Annotated in this window: 7 protein-coding genes; 5 read left to right on the top strand and 2 right to left on the bottom strand. The window is 75.3% G+C overall.

What is annotated here, in order from left to right; translation table 11 throughout:
• The 5 genes from ACZ5MC_RS05140 (at nucleotide 1) to ACZ5MC_RS05120 (ending at nucleotide 13,646) form a co-directional block, all read left to right on the top strand.
• A complete protein-coding gene (locus tag ACZ5MC_RS05140) occupies nucleotides 1-2,325 on the top strand; it encodes a VIT domain-containing protein (RefSeq protein ID WP_306599250.1) in 2,325 nt (774 codons plus the stop codon).
• Nucleotides 2,322-9,908 carry a hypothetical protein gene (locus tag ACZ5MC_RS05135; protein ID WP_464517192.1) on the top strand — a complete coding sequence of 2,529 codons (7,587 nt, stop codon included), beginning with the start codon at nucleotides 2,322-2,324 and terminating at the stop codon, nucleotides 9,906-9,908. The genes ACZ5MC_RS05140 and ACZ5MC_RS05135 overlap by 4 nt, the downstream gene beginning before the upstream one ends.
• The gene (locus ACZ5MC_RS05130) at nucleotides 9,905-11,422 is read left to right on the top strand and encodes a hypothetical protein (RefSeq protein ID WP_306599248.1); all 1,518 of its coding nucleotides are present in this window, start codon (nucleotides 9,905-9,907) and stop codon (nucleotides 11,420-11,422) included. The genes ACZ5MC_RS05135 and ACZ5MC_RS05130 overlap by 4 nt, the downstream gene beginning before the upstream one ends.
• Nucleotides 11,419-13,092 (top strand): hypothetical protein, encoded by a 1,674-nt coding sequence (locus tag ACZ5MC_RS05125; RefSeq protein ID WP_464517191.1) that lies wholly within the window; start codon nucleotides 11,419-11,421, stop codon nucleotides 13,090-13,092. The genes ACZ5MC_RS05130 and ACZ5MC_RS05125 overlap by 4 nt, the downstream gene beginning before the upstream one ends.
• A gap of 98 nt (nucleotides 13,093-13,190) precedes the next feature.
• Nucleotides 13,191-13,646 (top strand): hypothetical protein, encoded by a 456-nt coding sequence (locus tag ACZ5MC_RS05120; RefSeq protein ID WP_464517190.1) that lies wholly within the window; start codon nucleotides 13,191-13,193, stop codon nucleotides 13,644-13,646.
• Here the strand turns inward: ACZ5MC_RS05120 and ACZ5MC_RS05115 are convergent.
• Both ACZ5MC_RS05115 and ACZ5MC_RS05110 read right to left on the bottom strand, forming a co-directional pair.
• On the bottom strand, nucleotides 13,529-14,848 hold the full coding sequence (locus tag ACZ5MC_RS05115; RefSeq protein ID WP_464517189.1) for a 4Fe-4S dicluster domain-containing protein: 1,320 nt from the start codon (nucleotides 14,846-14,848) through the stop codon (nucleotides 13,529-13,531). The two genes, ACZ5MC_RS05120 and ACZ5MC_RS05115, sit on opposite strands and share 118 nt — an antisense overlap.
• Nucleotides 14,845-16,857, bottom strand: coding sequence for a molybdopterin-containing oxidoreductase family protein (locus ACZ5MC_RS05110; protein WP_306599244.1), 2,013 nt, complete (start codon nucleotides 16,855-16,857; stop codon nucleotides 14,845-14,847). The genes ACZ5MC_RS05115 and ACZ5MC_RS05110 overlap by 4 nt, the downstream gene beginning before the upstream one ends.
• Between the last annotated feature and the right edge of the window lie 105 nt (nucleotides 16,858-16,962).

Raw genomic sequence — 16,962 nt, 5'->3', positions numbered from 1 at the left:
ATGTTCAGAAGACTCCTGGCCCTCCTCCCCGCCCTCGCCGTCCTGCCCCTGCAGGCCCAGGCCGGCCTGCTCATCCCCTCGAGCTCGGGCCGGCCCGACCCCAAGGTCCTCTCCCTTCGCGAGATGACCGTGGACCTCGCCATCGCCAGGGGCTACGCGCGGGTCAACGTGCGCCAGGTCTTCGAGAACCACACCGCCTCCGTGCAGGAGGGCACCTACCGCTTCGCCCTGCCGGCCTCGGCGGCGGTGGGCGACTTCGCCGTGTGGGACGGCCTGCAGCGCATCCCGGGCGTCATCCTCGAGAAGAAGCGGGCGCGATCCATCTACCAGGAGCTCACCCGCCAGCGCATCGATCCGGGCCTCCTGCAGCAGGGGGAGGAGGAGGACCAGGAGCCCGGGGAGGGCGCCCCGGCCGCGCGGCCCTCCGGGGGATCCCTCTTCTCGGTGACGGTGGCCCCCATCCCCCCCATGGCCACCAAGCGCCTGGAGATCCAGTTCCAGCAGGAGGTCCCCCTCATCGGCGGCAGGGGTGAATTCCGCCTCGTACTGCGCCCCCCCGACGCGGAGCCCACCGTCGCCGAGAACTTCACCGTCCGCGTCAGGCTCGAGGACGGCGCCTTCGAGGCCATGGCCTCCGGGCTGCCGCTCACGGCCACGGCGGAGGGCGCCGGGTTCACGGGCAGGCACGTGCGCCTGGACAAGGACCTCGCCCTGCGGTTCCGGCCCCGGGACGCGGGGCCCCTGCGGCTCACCGCCTTCCGAAACCCCGAGGGCGCCCTGCCCGAGGGCCTGGCCCTGGCCCCCTGGGAGCGGCCGTCGGAGATCCCGCCGGAGAAGGACGGGTTCTTCCTCCTGGAGGCCCTGCCCCAGGGCTCGGCCCGCCCGGAAAAGCCCGCCCCCGTGCCCGGGGGGCAGTCCCTGGCCATCCTCTTCGACACCTCGCTGGGCCACCGCTGGGGCGGCCTGGAGCTGGCCTACGGCCACCTGGTGCGCGTGCTCCAGTCCCTGGGCCGGGAGGACCGCTTCGTCGTCATCCCCTACGACCGCACCCCGGGCGCCGGCGCGCTCCAGCCCGTGAACGCCCAGACCATCGAGGCCCAGCTCACCCAGCTGCGCAACCGCCCCCTGGGCCCCGGGGCCGACCTGGCCCAGGCCCTCGCCGCGGCCCGCAAGGCCCTGGGCGACCGCGGCCGGATCCTGCTGCTCACCAGCGGCCAGGGCCTGCTGCGCTCCAAGGCCCTCAAGGCCGCCGCCGGGCCCGTTCCGCTCTTCACCGCCGTGACCGTGGGCGAGGCGGGCGAGGCCCTGGCCGCGGCCTCCGTCCAGATGCTCTCCCCCACCGCCACCGAGATCGAGGGGGACCTCTTCTTCCGCCACGTCCTGGGCGCGGCGCCTGCAGAGAAGGCCCGGCGCGCCGCGGGCGAGGTGCCCTTCGCGGCCTCCGGCGGAGACCCGAGGCTGCGCGACATCTACCCCGTCCTGGTCCAGCCCCTGGAACCCGGCAGCCTCTCCGGGTGGATCGGGCGCTACGCCGCCCCCGCCGAGAAGGTGCGCTTCGAGTGGGCCTCGCCCCTCTTCCCCGGCGGCAGGGCCGCCCTGGACGGGGCCCTGCCCGCCAGGGCCCTGGACGCCCGGGACCTGCCCCGGCGCTGGGCCCGGGCGCGGGTGGACGACCTCCTGCGGCGCATCGAGGCCGAAGGGGAGCGCCGCGAGTGGGTGGACGAGATCATCGCCCTGAGCAAGCGCTACAAGTTCATCACCCCCTACACGGCCTTCCTGGCCGCGCCCCGGTCCCTCCTGCGGCCCCGGCGCATCCAGCCCGGGGACCCCGTGCTGCGGGTGGAATGCGACCCCGGCACGGTCTCGGCCACGGCCCTCTTCCCCTTCGGCCTGCGCCTGGACCTGGTGCGCAGGCCCGCCAGCAACGTGTGGGAGGGCCGCTTCCTCGTGCCCGAGGGGCTCCGGGACGGCCGCCACGAGGTGCGCATCCTCATGCGCGACGCGGGCGGGGCGCGGGTGTCGGAGACCAAGCACTTCGTCCTGGACGGCAGGGCCCCGGAGATCCGCCCGGCCCTGCCGGCCTCGGCCCGGTCCGGCGAGGCCCTGCGCATCGCGGCGGCCGCCGACGAGGACGTGGTGTTCCTCAGCGCCCGGGTGGGGGACGCCCCGCCCGTCCCGCTGCGGTGGGATCCCGCCGAACGCCGCTGCGTGGGCCTGACGACCGTTCCCTACGGCGTCACGGGCCAGGTCGAAGTGGTGTTCGAGGCCGTGGACGCAGCCAAGAACCGGGGCTTTGCCCGCGCCATCCTGGAGGTGAAGCCGTGAGAAGCAAGCGCGCGTTCGCCTGGATTCTTCCCCTCGCTGCGGCCGGGTTCGCCGCCTCCGTGATCCCCTGGGAGAACATGACGGAGGGCGACTGGATCTACGCCCTGGCCACCCGGTTCGCCTCGGTGGACGGCCACAAGGTCCACTACCCGACCCCCACCGCGGAGCTGGCCAGGCTCCTGGAGGGCCGGAGCGACCCCGCGGCCCTGCGCCACCTGGCCGAGGCCCGCCTGTCCCTGGGCGACCGCAAGGGCGCCCTGGAGGCCATGGAGCGCTGGGCCCAGACCGCCGGGCCCGAGGCCTGGGCGGAGACCGCCCGGTGGGAGATGGCCCACTCCGAGCCCGCCGCGGCCTTCAAGGCCGCCGAGCGCGCCCTGGCGGGCCTGGCCCCCGACGCGAAGGCGTCGCTCTGCGACGAGCGCATCGCCTGGGCCCAGGCCCATCCCGACCTGGCCGACGGCATCGCCCTGCGCAAGGCCAAGGCCGACCTCTTCCCGGAGGACGCGGCGGCCCTGGAGGCCTGGCTGCGGGCCCTGGAGAAGGCCGGGCGCCTGGACGAGGCCGACCAGGGCCTGGCGGCCTCCCACGCCCTGCCCCCCGAGCGGCGCCTCCTGGTGCGCTCGGACCTCAAGGCCGACCACGGCGACGCCCGCGGCGCCTTCCTGATCCTGGACGGCGCGGCGACCCAGCCCTGGAGTTCCACCTTCGACCGCGCCTACGCCCGGCGCGTGGACAAGGCCTCGGCCACCTCCCCCGGCGCCTGGCGCGCAACCCTGGAGACCCGCTTCGACGCGGGCGCCCTGACCCGGCTCTTCGTGTACCTCAACGGCAAGCGCCAGGCCGGCCTCGCCACCGAGCTCCTGCGCCAGGTGGAACGGCGCTACGAGAAGGCCCTGGACCGCGACGGGGAGCTGCTCCTGTCCCGCCTGTACGCGGGCGTGGAAGCCGTGCCGGAGGCCTTCCGGGCCGCCCTGGCCGCGGCCCACCTGGGCACCCCGGCGCAGCAGACCGGGGACCTGGCCCTCCTGGCGCGGCTGGCGCTGCGCGCCGGGGGCCGGCCCCTGGCCTGGGGTGGCTACAACGACGAGGCCTACCGCTGGGTGGCCGGGGTGGACCGCACCCCGGGCCTCTGGACGGGGGGCGTGTCCTTCCTCCTCACCGGGGTGCCCTGGAAGGAGACCCTGGACAACCTCGAGTTCCAGGCCCTGCCCGAGCGCACCTTCGCCACCGCCCGCGCCCTTACCGACGCCCTGGCCCAGCGCGCCCCCGGGGACCCGGCGCTGCCGTCGCTGCGGGTCGCCATCATGGCCCGCCACGTGGAGCGGGGCGAAGGGGCCAAGGCCCTGGCCCTCCTGCCGCTCGTGGAGGGCGGCCCCGAGCCCCAGGCCGACGAGGCCCGGCGCCAGGCGCTCCTCGCCGCGCGCCAGACCGACGTGGCCCTGGCCGAGGAGCTGCGCCTCATGAAGGCCCGGCTGCGTTCCGCCGCCCCGGACCGCTCCAGGCCCCGCCTCCACGGCGGAGGGGACGACGACTACCAGCCCGAGGAGGCCGACGACACCCGCGCCTGGGCCCGGCTCCAGACCGGCAGGCCCCGCGTCCGCGGCTACGGGCGCCTCCTGGACGACTGCGTGGCCCGCCTGGACCAGCGGGACGGCTCCCACCGCGCCTCGGTGGACCTGATCCTCACCGAACTGGACCGCCTCCCGGACGCCGAGGAGCTGTGGCTCAGCCTCGCCTCGCGCCTGGAGGGGTGGAACCTGGACGACGGCCTGGGGCCCCGCTACCAGGAGGCCCTCAAGCGCTTCCAGGACCCGGGCATCTGGGACAAGGCGGCGCGGTGGTACGCGCGGCGCAACTACCACGCCGAACTGCGCGCCCTGGCCGCCGACGTCACGGCCCGGTTCCGGGGCTCGGACCTGTTCCGCAGGGCCGGGACCCCGGTGACGGTGCAGGTGCCCGAACAGCCCCCCGTGAACGCGGGCCTGCGCATGGTCCTCTGGGCCGACTGGGTCCGCCTCAAGGCCCTGGAGCGCTTCCCCCACAGCCCCCAGGTGTTCAGGGAGGCCGGGCGGCTCGTGACGCCGGGGCAGTGGCAGCGGGACTTCGATCCCGCCGCCGAGGCCCGGAAGGCCTCCACCAAGGTCATCGTCCCCGAGGCGCTCCTGGAGGAGCGCCGCTGGGCCATCCTCTTCGCGGACCCCGCCCAGCGCGAGGCCTGGTTCGCCTCGGCCATGAAGCAGGGAACGCTGGAAGCCAGGCTCGCGGCCCTGGAGGGCCGCAAGGACCGGACGCCCGTGGAGGACCTGCTGCTCTTCGAGGGCTGGGCCCGCCTCTCCCGCTTCGAGCGGGCCGTGGCGCCCGGCGAGAGCCTGTGCCGCAGCTACCCCGGCGACGGGGCCCACGCCCAGCGCCTCCTTTCCCTCCACCGGTCCCTAAACGGCCTCGAGGCCTCCCACGGCGCCCCGGCCCGGGCGCTGGTGGAGCGCGCCGCGCCCGCCCTGGAGGATCCCAATCCCCTGTGGACGGAACTGGGCGAGATGGAGGAGGACCGCGGCCGCGGCGCCGAGGCCATGGCGATCTGGCGCAACATGCTGGCCCGGTCCCCCCGGGACCCGGCCCGCATCGCCGAACTGGCCACCCTGCTCTGGGACTACAACCACGACAAGGAGGCCCTGGAGGTGGTGGAGGCCGGGCGCAAGGCCCTGGGCCGGCCCCGCTTCTACGCCTTCGAGACCGGCGTGCTCCGCGAGAACCTCAAGGACCTGGAAGGCGCGGTGCGGGAGTACCTCGACGCCACCCGGCCCGAGGAGGAGGACGGCTTCTACTCGTCGTTCGAGAACGACCAGCGCTCCCTGCGGCGCCTCGCGCAGCTCCTGGCCCGGCCCAGGGTCTACTCGCTCGTGGAGAAGCGCATCCGCTCCCTGGCCCCCGGCAGCGCGGCTGACGAGCGCACCCTGGCGGCCTTCTTCCCCCTGGGGACCATCACGCCCCCCGACCCCGGCCTCACCTGGGACGCCGACACCTGGATCGACGCCATGGACCAGCCCAACGACCCCGTGGGCCGCGCCCAGCGCCAGGCCCGGAAGGAGGCCCGGCGCCCCGGGGAGAACGACGCCATCGCCCGCATCGAGGCGCTGATGCTGGACAAGCTCGGCGAGATGGCCCCCCGGGCCACTTCCGCGGGCTTCCTGGACTTCGCCGGCCAGTCCGGCGTCTGGCGCATCGGGGAACGCTGGCCCAAGGCCCGGGCGAAGACCTTCGAGGCCGCGCTCATGGCGCGGCGGGCGGAGCTCGCCCCCGCCGAGGAGGAGCGCATCCGCCTGGAGATGGAGCGGGCCCGGTTCCTGGCCGACAACGGCCGGGTGCAGGAGGCTGACGCCGTGTGGGCGGCCCTGGAGCCGCGCATCGGCAAGCTGCCCGAGGGCAGCGTCAAGCTGCGCGCCGAAAGCCAGCGCGCCGGCTACCTGGAGCGCTCGAAGGGCGTTGCGGCCGCCGCCGGGGACTGGCGGCGCATCACCGCCCGCTACCCGTGGAGTCTGGGCCTCCTGGACGACCGCCTGGCCTTCCTGGACCGGGCGAAGCTGGGCACGGAGGCCCTGGACCTCCTGGAGCAGACCGTCCCCCGCGCCGCCTCGGGCCACCGGGAGAACCTCCTGGAGCGCCTCACCCAGGCTTCCCTGGCCGCCTCCGACCTCAAGCGCGCCCGCAGGGCCGTGGAACTCATCCTCGCCTCCTCCGACCTGGAGGACCGGCGCCGCCTGGGCGCGGTCCACCTCCTGGCCCGGCTCTCCTTCCGGGAGGATCCCGCGTGGGATCCCTTCCCCGTGGCCAAGGCCCAGGCCGCCCTGCTCAAGCCGGAGGTCCAGGCGGACCTCTACCGCGAACTGGCCCGGGCCGCGGACCTGGAGAACGCCTCCGCCCGGGGCGTGGCCCTCTGGATCGAGGCCCTGAACCGCCGCACCGAGCGGGAGTGGCTCGTGGCCGCGTCCCGCTCCACCCGGCGGGGCGGGAAGGGCGCCGAGTTCCTGGCGTTCTTCGAGAAGCAGCACGAACGCAGTCCCAGGGACATGCGCTGGGCCGTGGCCGTGCGCGACATCAAGCGGTTCTTCCACGACGTGGACGGCGCGGTGGCCGCGGCCAAGGCCGCCGTGACCGTGCGTCCCGAGCAGGAGATCCTCTGGCGGGACGCCGCCGAGATCCTCGTGCGCGCCGACCGCGCGCGCGAGGCCGCCGACTACCTGGAAGGGTGGCACCGGCCCCGGCAGGCCAGCGAGGACGTGGCCCGCTGGCGCAGCGAGCTCTACGCCAGGGCTGGGGACGGCGCGAAGGCCCTCGCCGTGGAGCAGGAGACCCTCAAGGCCCTGGCCAGGGAGGGCTCCGCCGATCCCCAGGAGCTGCGCCTGCGCAAGACCCGCGCGGCCCAGCGGCTCTTCGGGCTGGGCCTGCCCGCCATGGCGGTGAAGCTGTACTCGCCCAAGGGCGACGTGGGCCCCCTGGCCGCCGCAGGCGACCTGCCCCTGGACACCCGCGTGAAGATCGGGCTCCTCACCGGCCAGGTCATCCGGGTCCTGGGGATCGTCAAGGAGCATCCCCACCTCCTCGCCCAGGCGGGCTCCGTGTTCGCGGGCCAGGCCCGGCCCGAGCAGAAGGAGGAGGTCCAGGCCTGGCTCCTGCGGACCCTCCAGCCCAAGGACAGCCCGCAGCCGGATTCCCGGGCCCTGGACGCGTGGTGGCCCTTCATCGCCAACTCCGGCCTGGAGACGGGCCTGCGCGAGGCCCTCGCCCAGAGGTTCGTGGCCTCCAGGGGAGGCCCCTGGTACGTGGATCCGCCCTACCCCTTCGTGCACCAGGTGGGCGAGAACCTCGTGGGCGAGGTGCCCGCGGCCTTCGGCCGCCCCGCCATGAAGGTCTTCCGGGAACCCGACCTCCAGGCCCTGTGGGTGAGGGACCTGGCCCGCAGGGACCGGGCCGAGGAGCTCCTCGCCTTCGTGGAGCCCCGCTGGCAGGAACTCCTGGGCCAGGTGCGGGGCGCGGCGAACGTCGGTTCCGGCACGCCCCGGCAGCCCTGGACCTCCTGGCTCGACGACCGCGGCGTGCTGGAGGCCTGGGCCCGGGCGGCCGCGGCCCAGCCCGGGAAGGTGAAGGAACTGTCGGACGTGATGGGCGACCGGCGCCTCTGGGACCGCTTCTGGGTCCTGGGGGCCCGGGGCTGGTCCGCCGACGCCCTGGTGGCGATCCTCCCCGAGGCGCCGCGCACGGCGTGGTTCCGGTTCTGGGAGCCGGCCTGGCCCGCCGATCCCGTCCTCGTGGCCCGCAGGGCCGCGGTGGAGCGCGTCGACGCCGCCATGGCGCGCCTGGTCCAGGGCGCCGCCGGCGCCGCGGACGATCCGCTGGTGGACAGGCTGAGGGGTCCCCGCACCGTGGGCGACGTGCTCGGCAAGGATCCCCGCTGGATCTGGCCGGAGTTCATCCCGCGCCGGGACGGGCGGGGCGACATCACCGAGAAGGGCGATGACCGCGTGGCCGGCCAGGGCGTGGACCAGGGCCGGGTTCCCGGCGCCTTCTGGGGCGAACGCCCCGGGGAGGCCTGGTACGTGCTGGAGGCCCTGGCCCGCTACCGCAAGGGCGACGCCACCGCCCCCTACCTGCCCCTGGAATCGCCCCAGCGCGGCTCCGAGACGCAGCGGGTGCTTCTGGCCATGCGCCTGGCCCGGGCCCTGGGGGACCTCCCCCTGGCCCTGCGCGTCGCCGAGGCCCGCCCCGGCCCCGCCAAGGACCGCGCGTGGCTGGAGGGCAGGCTCTCCCTCCTGGCCGCCGCCGACCGGAAACAGGAGGCCGCGGACGCCTTCCGGGCCTACGTGAAGGCCATCCAGGCCGGCCTCACCGAAGCCGACTTCAAGGACCTGTCGGTGCTCTCCGCCCGCCATGGCCTGCCCTCGCCCCTGGACTGCCTCGACGCCTCCCGCCCCGTGGGGCCGGTCCTCCTGGCCTACCTCCAGGACCAGCGCACCGAGGCCGCCCGCGCCTTCCACACCGCCAACCCGGTGGATTTCCGCACCGCCCTGCTGCGGCGCTGGGAGGGCCGCGAGGCCCGGCTCACCCGCGCCCAGGCCCAGTACTGGCTCCGCGAGCTGTGGGCCACGGGTTCGGCGCGCCTGCCGATTCCGGTGCTGGCCAAGGTGGGCCCCGTGTGGCCCGCGGCCCGCCCCCACCTGGACCGCATCCCGGTCCCCGAACGCATGGGCGCCATCGCCGCCCTCGAGAAGGCCCTGGACCCCGCCAACCCCGCGCCGCCGCTCCTGACGGAGCTGACGCGGCCCGGCGCGGACGATCCCGGCCGCCTCCTGGCGGTGCGCATCCGGCTGGCCCGGAACGAACTTGAACCCGCCCTCGCCCTGGTGGACGCCATGCTGGCCGAAGTGGGGAAGGGCCAGTCCCTGGCCTTCGACTACGCCCCGAACCCGGAGAGCGCCTCCACGGAGGCCGAGGACGGGTCCGAAGAGGCGCCCGCCCCGGCTCCCGACCCCCTGGGCCGGCTCGAGGCCTGGCTCGCGCCCTTCAAGGCCGCGGGCCGCCAGAAACCGGTGGAGGAGCGCTACCTGAAGCTCCTGGCCGCGCAGCGGCGCGACGGGGAGGTCCCGGGCTCCTCCTGGAAGCTGGCCTTCCGGCTGACTCCGGCCGCCGAGGCGCCCGCCCTGGCCGCGGAGTTCGAGGAGGCCTGGTTCCGGGGCGAGGTCGTGCCCTGGTCCCTGGGCGACATCCTGGAGACGGCCGCCACGGCCATGCCCCTGGAGGCCCGGCGCTGGCTTCCGCGCTGGCCGGAGACGCAGACCTACGCCCAGGCCCGCCAGCGGGCCGGGATCCTGGAGAAGCTCAAGCTCAAGGCCGAGGCCGCCGGCGCCCTGCTGGCCTCCCGGGGGCGCCATCCCTGGACCGCCCGGGAGGAGGCCATGGCCTTCGACGTGTGGCGCAGGCTCGCCCCGCAGGGGGTGAAGGCGCCGGAGTACTGGACGGGCGCCGCCGCCGTGTGGGCGGGCCCGGTGTCCCTGGGCGACCGCCTCAAGGCCCACGGCCACGACGTCCTCGCGGCCCGGGCGGCGCTCCGCAACCTGGCCCCCGGCGACGAGGGCGCCCTGGCCCGGGCGGAGCGGGTGCTGGAAACGGACCGCCCCTGGGCCCGGGACCTGGAAGGGGACCGCGCCGTGCTGCGCCTGCGCGCGGCCAGGGGCCTCCTGCCCCGGTCCGCCGCCGCCGCGCGGAACGCCCTGGGCCAGCCGGATCCCGAGGCCCTGGCCCGGATCCTGGCGGCCCGCCGCTTCAAGGCCGCCGACATCAACGCGGCCCTGGGCGACCTGGCGCGGATTTCCGCGCGGACGGGCCGCGAGGTCCAGACCCGGAAGACCCTGGCCGTCCTCGCGGACCGCAACGCCGCCGGCCTCAAGGCCCTCCAGGCCGAACTGGCCCCCGCGGCCGGCAAGGCCGAGGCCTTCCGCATGGAAGGGGGCAGGCCCGCCCCCATCCGCCCCCGGGACCTCACCTGGGCGATGCTCACGAACGTGCTGAACAAGGAGGGCCGCCCATGATCCCGCGCCCGCTGGTGATGCTCATGGCCGCTAGCCTGCTCGCGGCCGAGGCCCCCCTGCCCCTCCCGGACGCGCCGCTGCGCATGGTCATCCCCGATGCCCAGGCCTTCGACGCCGCGCTCAAGGGCGACTTCCGCCGCTTCCTGTCGGGGGACCCCCGCGACGGCGACCCGGTGACCGCCGCCTGGCGCCGGAGCCGCGTGGGCTCCAAGCTCGAGGACCAGTGGACCCGGCTCTCCCCGGACCTGCCCTGGACCTGGAAGCAGATCCTCCAGCTCAAGCCGAAGTCCCTGGGCCTGGCCCTGCTGGAGGTGGGCCACCTGGAGGCGGTGCTGGTGGTGGACACCCCGCTGGCCCAACTGCCCCTGGCCCTGCCCAAGGGCACCCCGAAGACCCACGCCGGCGCCGCCTACGCCCTGGTGACCCGGGGCGCCGCGGACGGCTCCGGGGACAAGGACCGGCGCATGGGCCTGGCCTGGGCCCGCCTGGGCACGCGCCTGGTGCTCGCCACCAGCGAGCGCGCCCTGAAGCTCGCCCTCACCGAGGCCCAGGCCGGCCGCGGCCTCCAGCCGCCCCTGCCGGGGCTGGTCTCCATGGAGCTGGACCTGGACGCCCTGCGCAAGGACCGCTACTTCCGCCGGGAGTTCCTCTGGCCCGACGGCCCGGAGCGGGGCCGCGTGAAGGTCGCTCTGCGCAGCGAGAACGGACGCCTGGTCGAGGTGCGCCGCGGCGGCGGGGATGCGCGGCCCGGCGTCTACACCTTCCAGGCTACGGGGGGCGCCCAGGGCTGGGAGCCCGACGGCGCGGGCTTCTGGACCGCCTTCCGCCGGGGCCTCCTGGAGCCCGTGCCCCAGCCCCCGGACCGGCCCGTGCCGGTCCTGGGCCCGCTGCCCGAGGCCGTGGGCGCGGAGGACGCCTACGCCGTGGATCTCACGAAGCCGGCCCCGGTCCCGGGCGGCGCCAAGGGGGAGGAGGGCGACCTGCTCCCCTGGAAGGCGCTCCTGGCCAAGACCCCCGTGGCCGGCTGGGGCTTCTGGGTCACCCCCGACGGCGCGCGGCGCCTGGCCTTCCCGTGGCCGGAGGCCCGGGACGCCGAGTTCGTGGAGCTGTGCCGCGCCACCCTTGAACGCCGCGCCGGCCGCGCCACGGTGGCCCGGGTGGGCGGTACCTTCGAGATCCGCGTGGGGCCGGGGCTGCCGGCCCTGGCGCTGCGCCGCGCAGGCGCCGTGCTGTGGGCCGCCCCCAGCGCCCGGGACCTGCAGGACGTCCCCGCCCCCCGCATCGACCCCGCCGTGCTGCGGTGGGCCCGGGTGGACCTGGACGTGGTGCGGGCCGAGAAGACCCGCTGGGCCAAGGCCGAGGGCCCCGCACGGCCCGAACAGGTGCGCCCCCTCTCGGACCAGGTGCTGGGCCTGCTGGGGTGGATCCCGGGCACCCGGTCCCTGGCGGTGGAACGCCGCCGCACCTCCGAAGGCTGGGAGGAGCGGGTCGTCTTCGGCGGCGGGGCCCCTTGAGGGGGCTGTTCCTGGGGCTGGCGCTCACCCTGGGCGCCGCGCCTCCGGAACTGGCCACCTGGCGCCTGGAGGGCGGGCAGGTGGAGGCCGCGCCCCCTTCCGGGGACGCGCCCCTTCCCGTGGGTTCCCTGCAGAAGCCCTTCGTGGCGCGGGCCTGGGCCCGGACCCACGAGGGACCCTCCCCCAGGTTCACGTGCAGGGGGTGCTGGCTCAAGGCCGGCCACGGGGAACTCGGCCTGGTCCGGGCCGTGGCCGTCTCCTGCAACGCCTACTTCCTGGCCCTGGCGGCCCAGACGCCCCTGGCGGACCTGAAGGCCTCCCTGGCGGCCGAGGGGTTCGCCCCCGCGCCCCTGTCCCCCGAGGACGCCGTCGGCCTCGCGGGCAGCCTCGCCATCCGGCCCTCGGCGCTGCTGCAGGCCTACCGGCGCCTGGCGCTCACCCCCTGGCCGGAGGGCGAGGCCATCCGCCGGGAGGTCCTGGAGGGCCTGCGGGAGGCCGCCCTCACCGGCACCGCCGCGGGCCTCGGCCACCGGGGCTTCTGGGCCAAGACGGGCACGGTGCCCTCGCCCGACGGCAATCCGCTGGCCACCTGCGGCCTGGCGGTGGCCGTGGACGACACGGGCTGGGCGGTCCTGGGCCGCCTGCGCCCCGGCACCGGCAGGGAGGCCGCCGCGGCCCTGGCTTCGCCCCTGGACCGGTGGCGGCCCTGGGCCCCGCGGCGCGGGACGCGCCGGGCCGAAGCCCTTCCCGCGGGCCTGGCGGCGTCGGTGCGCGTCCGGCTCTTCGAGCTGCTGGGCCGCAGGCGCTGTCGCGTCCGCAACCTGGGCCCGGATCCCGTCCCCCTGGGCACGGGCTTCCTGGGCCCCGGCGCCGAGGCGGAGCTGGCCCCGGGGATCCCCGCGGGCCCGGGGCTTCTCGAACTCTCCGCCCCCGGCATCCGCCGGCGCATCCAGGGCGAAGTGGCCCTGGCCTCCGGGGTGCCAGTGGCCACGATGGCGCCCCGGGACTACGTCGCGGGCGTCGTGGACGCCGAGCTTCCGCACGGGAGCCCGGCCCTTCGCATCGAGCTGGGCGCGGCGGTGCTGCGTTTCCTCGCGCGCGGCCCCCGCCACGCCGGCGCGGACGTGTGCGACTCCACCCACTGCGCGTTCTTCGTGGGGCGCGGCCCGCGCCTGGACTGGACGGACCCCCGGCACGGGAACCCGCTCCCCGGGGACCTGCCGGGCCTGACGGAGGCCGCCTGGGCCGCCATCCGGGAGGCGGCGCGCAACCCCGGCCCCGACCAGTGGACGGCCCACTGCGGCGGCCTCCCCCTCTCGCCCCGGGCCGTGTGGGGCTCGGGCGCCACGGAGGCGCCCCCCTGCCCCCGGCACCCCGTGCCCGCCGCGCCCTGGACCCGAACCTGGACGGCCGCGAAGGCGCGGGCGGCCTTCGGAGGCCCCGTGGAGCGCCTGGAAGTGGGCGAGGACGACGGCGTCTGGGTGCTGCGGGTCTGGCGGGACGGGGCGGCGCGGAGCCTGAAGTACGACCAGGCCCACCGCCTCGTGGCGGACGTCCTGGGCTGGGACGCCCTGCCCAGCCCCGCCGAGGCCGTGGAGGCGTCGGCCGGGGGCTTCAGGGTCCGGGGCCGCGGACAGGGGCACCGGGTGGGTCTGTGCCTGGGGGACTGATCGACGATCATTCTATTTAATGCACATATTGAACTTTATAAATCTCACCGGACCCAGGTGGGCAGAATTTCCTGGCCCGGAAAATGCAAAACCGGGCCATGTTTACCCAGCCCCTCCAAGCCTTCGCCAACCCCGCCTTTCCCGCCCCGGCGGCCCCCCAGCCAAGCCCCGGATTCGCGGAAGTCCTGGCCGCGGCCACGACCGCGCCCGACCCCGCCGACGAGGAGAAGGCCCTCCAGGAACTCTTCCACATCCTCGCGTGCCTTTCCTGCGGTGTCGTGGACTATCCCGCGGAGACCGCGCCCAGCACCGGCACGCCGGGCCCCCACCGCCGGGAGGTGGAGGCCCTCAAGGAGGTCCTGCGCAGGATCATGACCGGCGACACCGGCAGGCACGGGAAAAAGGGCGAGGAGGACGATCCGTCCAGCCTGACCCTTCAGGAGCTATTCGCCTCGCTGCCCCCGGAGATCCGCAACCTGCTCCTGCGGGCGTTCCCGAAGCTCCAGGACCTGCTGAGGGCGGCCCCGGGCGAGGGGATCTCCAGTTCGTCGTAGTACTCGCAACGGTCCACCAAGTCGCCCAGGACGACGGCCAGGGCCGCCCAGGGCGCCGGGACGAGCCCAGGCAGCACGAAGCCCGCCGCCACCCGCGCCAGGCTCACGAGGGGCCTCAGGCCCCGTCCCCGCCGGGCGAAGTGGGCCTTGCGCCATCCGTAGAGAAGGGCCTTGAGGGCGCCGGCGGCCACGGCCAGGGGCGCGTTCCCCGCGAGCACCGCCGCCAGGTAGACGCCGTTGAGCAGCGCGTGGCCGCTGTGGAGGTTGAAGGGCGGCACCTTCAAGGCCACGCGGTAGACCCGGTCCACCGCGAAAAGCGCCGCGAAGCCCGCCGCGGCCGCGGCCCACGCCGGGGCGAGGCCCAGGAAGACGGCGGCGCACAGGGCCAGGAACAGCGAGGCCAGCGCGATTTCCCGGCTCAGCCAGGAGCTCCGCAGGTTGAGGGCTGCCCGCCAGGCGCGCTCCGGCCGGCCCAGGTGGAGCGCGCTGAGGGCCATGGATGCGCCGCCCGCGGCCAGGTAGGGCCAGGGATGGGGGAAGGGCCCGCCCGCGGCCATGCGGGCCGTGAGCACGGCCAGGATCGTCGTGAAGGCCACGAGGGTCCATTCCCCGCGCAGGGTGATCTTCGGTTCCGGCACGCGCAGGAGGCCCTCCAGGACTCCGGCCGCGGGGGGCGGGGCCGCGAAGCGCGGCGCGGCGGGTTCCCCCGTGATGCGGATGCCGGGCCCCAGGTCCCAGCCCGGGAGGCCGAAGGGCGCGGGCCCGGCCTGCGCCCGGGGCTCCATCTCCAGGGCCTCCACGGGGCACCTCGCCACGCAGGCGGGTTCCTCGCGGTCCGGGCAGAAGGTGCACTTCTCCACGGTGCCGGCGGCCGGGCTGAACTTCGGCGCGTCATGCGGGCAGGCCCAGGTGCAGTAGCGGCAGCCCATGCAGGCCTCCTGGCGCAGGGTCACGGCGCCCGTGGCGGGGTCCTTGGCGTAGGCGTCCGCGGGGCAGTTCTCCAGGCAGGCGGGGTCGTCGCAGTGGTGGCAGGCCAGGGACAGGTGGAAGACGGGCAGGTCCGGGCGCCGGTGGGGATTGGAGGTGTGCACGGTGCGCCAGGGCAGCGTCTGGGCGGCGCGGTTCTCCATCCAGCAGCCCAGGACGCAGGCTTCGCATCCCGTGCAGCGTTCGGCGTGGAAGAGGAAGCGCCGGGCGCTCATGGCGCCTTCTCCACGTCCACGAGGTTGTCGTGGAAGGCCGCGCCGTGGGCCATGTCGGTCTCCCGCCCCAGGGACAGGAGGTTCACCGATCCCCCGTGCTCGGCTCCGTAGCCGTTGAAGGCCACGACGCAGCCCGGCAGGAGGCTCAGGTCGAGGTTCGCGGGCAGGAACAGCTCGCCCCTGGCGTTGAAGACCCGCACGCGGTCGCCCTGGCGGATGCCCCGGGCCGCGGCGTCCCCGGGCCCCAGGTGGAGGCGCGGACCCGGATCCCGCAGGCAGGAGAGGGTCACGAACTGGCTGTGGATGCTGTTCTTGTGATTGGGGGTGAGGAGCGTGAGGGGGTAGGCGCCGGGGCTGGATTCCAGAGGCGCGGAGTGGCCCGGCAGGGGGTCCACGCTCCAGCGGCGCGCGGCCTCCTCCGACAGCAGCTCGATGCGCCCGGAGGGCGTGGGGAAGGCCAGGTCGGCGAAGGCCACCTCCTCGCAGCCCGGGGCCAGGACGGGGCCCTCCCTGAGGGCCTCGAGGGTCAGGCCGGGAAAGCGGCCCAGTTTCGCCTCCAGCCAGGCCTCCTCGCCCCCGGGGGCGACGAGGCCGTCGGTGGCCAGTCCCATGCGGAGGGCCAGGTGCCAGAGGATCTCGGACTCGGGCTTCACCTCCCCGGGGGGCTCCAGCAGCTTCGGGCGGATCTGGAGGTAGGGATGCCAGTAGGCGCCGATGACGTCGGTCTGCTCGAAGAGGCTCTTGGCGGGCAGCACCAGGTCCGCCTCCCGGGCGGTGTCCGTGAGGCGCTCGTCCACCACCACCCGGAACTCCAGGGCGCGGAAGGCCTCGCGCACCCGCGCGGTGTCGGGGTTCTGGCTCACGGGATTGCCCCGCTCCACCCACGCGGCCTTGAGGGGCGGGCCGGCCTGCGCGGCCATGTCCCGGCCCAGGCGGGCCGTGGAGAGCGACACCCGGGCCACGCCGTCGGGCCTTTCGGGCGGGAAGAAGTCCAGGGGGTCCTTCACGGCGCTGAACACGTCCGATTGCAGGTTCGCGTAGACCCAGCCGGCGCCGGGCCTGCCCAGGTTGCCGGTGATGGCCAGCAGGGCGAGGATGGCCCGCATGGTCTGGCCCGAGTTGGTGTAGCGCTGCATGCCGAAGCCCGCGCAGATGGTCAGCGGCCTCGTGGTGCCCAGCTCCCGGGCCAGGGCCTCCACCTCCCCCGCGGGCACGCCGGTGACGCCTTCGCAGCGCTGAGGGGTCCAGGCTTCGACGGCGCGCGCGTAGGCCTCGAAGCCCAGCACGTGGGCGTCGATGAAGGCGCGGTCCGCCAGGCCGTCCCGGATGAGCACGTGGGCCAGGGCCAGGGCCAGGGCCGCGTCGGTGCCGGGGCGGGGCTGCACCAGGAGCGCGGCGCGCTCCGCCGTCGGCGTGCGCCGGGGATCGATGACCACGAGCCTGCCGCCCGCGGCCAGGGCCTGGTCCACGAACCGCATCTGGTGGACGTTGGTCTCCGCGGCGTTCTTGCCCCACATGACGATGAGGGCCGCGTTGGCCAGGTCCCAGGGGGCGTTGTGGCGGTTGTCCCCCAGCGTGAGGCGGGTGGCCTCGAGGCCCGCGGGCCAGCACAGGTCGCCGTAGGTGGTGGTGCACCCCCCGAAGCGCCGCCAGAAGGCCATGGAGTTGCCGTTGAGCAGTCCCTTGGTGCCGCTGCCGGCGTAGTACATCACCGCCTGGGGGCCGAAGCGCTCCCGGATGTCCAGGAACCGCTCCGCCATGAGGTCCAGGGCCGCGTCCCAGGAGACGGGAGCGAAGCCGCCGTCCGTTCCGCGAAGCATGGGAGCGAGCAAGCGAGAGGCGGGTTCGACCCGCTCCAGGTAGCTCAGGCCCTTGAGGCAGGGCCCCTCCGGAGTGGCCCGGTTGCCCGGGTGGGCATCGATGGCCGTGACCTTCCCTTTTTCCACCGTGACCCTAAGACTGCACGTGCTGTAACAGTTTCTGGGGCATGCTGACGTGAAGACGGGCATCCGAGCTCGCTTGAGGTTTCCCTTGGCCGGACAATTCCGGCAAACTGGGGGGATGATGAAATCGTACTACGCCGGCCAGGAAGTTGATGCCCCTTGTGGGAGATG

It is taken from the genome of Mesoterricola sp. JemC181, from assembly GCF_055384585.1.
The sequence above is the reverse complement of the archived record's forward strand: the minus strand, read 5'-3'. Positions and strand labels throughout refer to the sequence as shown.

Excerpts from the sequence above, each read along its gene's own strand:
- ACZ5MC_RS05140 (WP_306599250.1), top strand. The coding sequence starts at position 1 with ATGTTCAGAAGACTCCTGGCCCTCCTCCCCGCCCTCGCCGTCCTGCCC.
- ACZ5MC_RS05130 (WP_306599248.1), top strand. The coding sequence starts at position 9,905 with ATGATCCCGCGCCCGCTGGTGATGCTCATGGCCGCTAGCCTGCTCGCG.
- ACZ5MC_RS05120 (WP_464517190.1), top strand. The coding sequence starts at position 13,191 with ATGTTTACCCAGCCCCTCCAAGCCTTCGCCAACCCCGCCTTTCCCGCC.
- ACZ5MC_RS05115 (WP_464517189.1), bottom strand. The coding sequence starts at position 14,848 with ATGAGCGCCCGGCGCTTCCTCTTCCACGCCGAACGCTGCACGGGATGC.
- ACZ5MC_RS05110 (WP_306599244.1), bottom strand. The coding sequence starts at position 16,857 with ATGCCCGTCTTCACGTCAGCATGCCCCAGAAACTGTTACAGCACGTGC.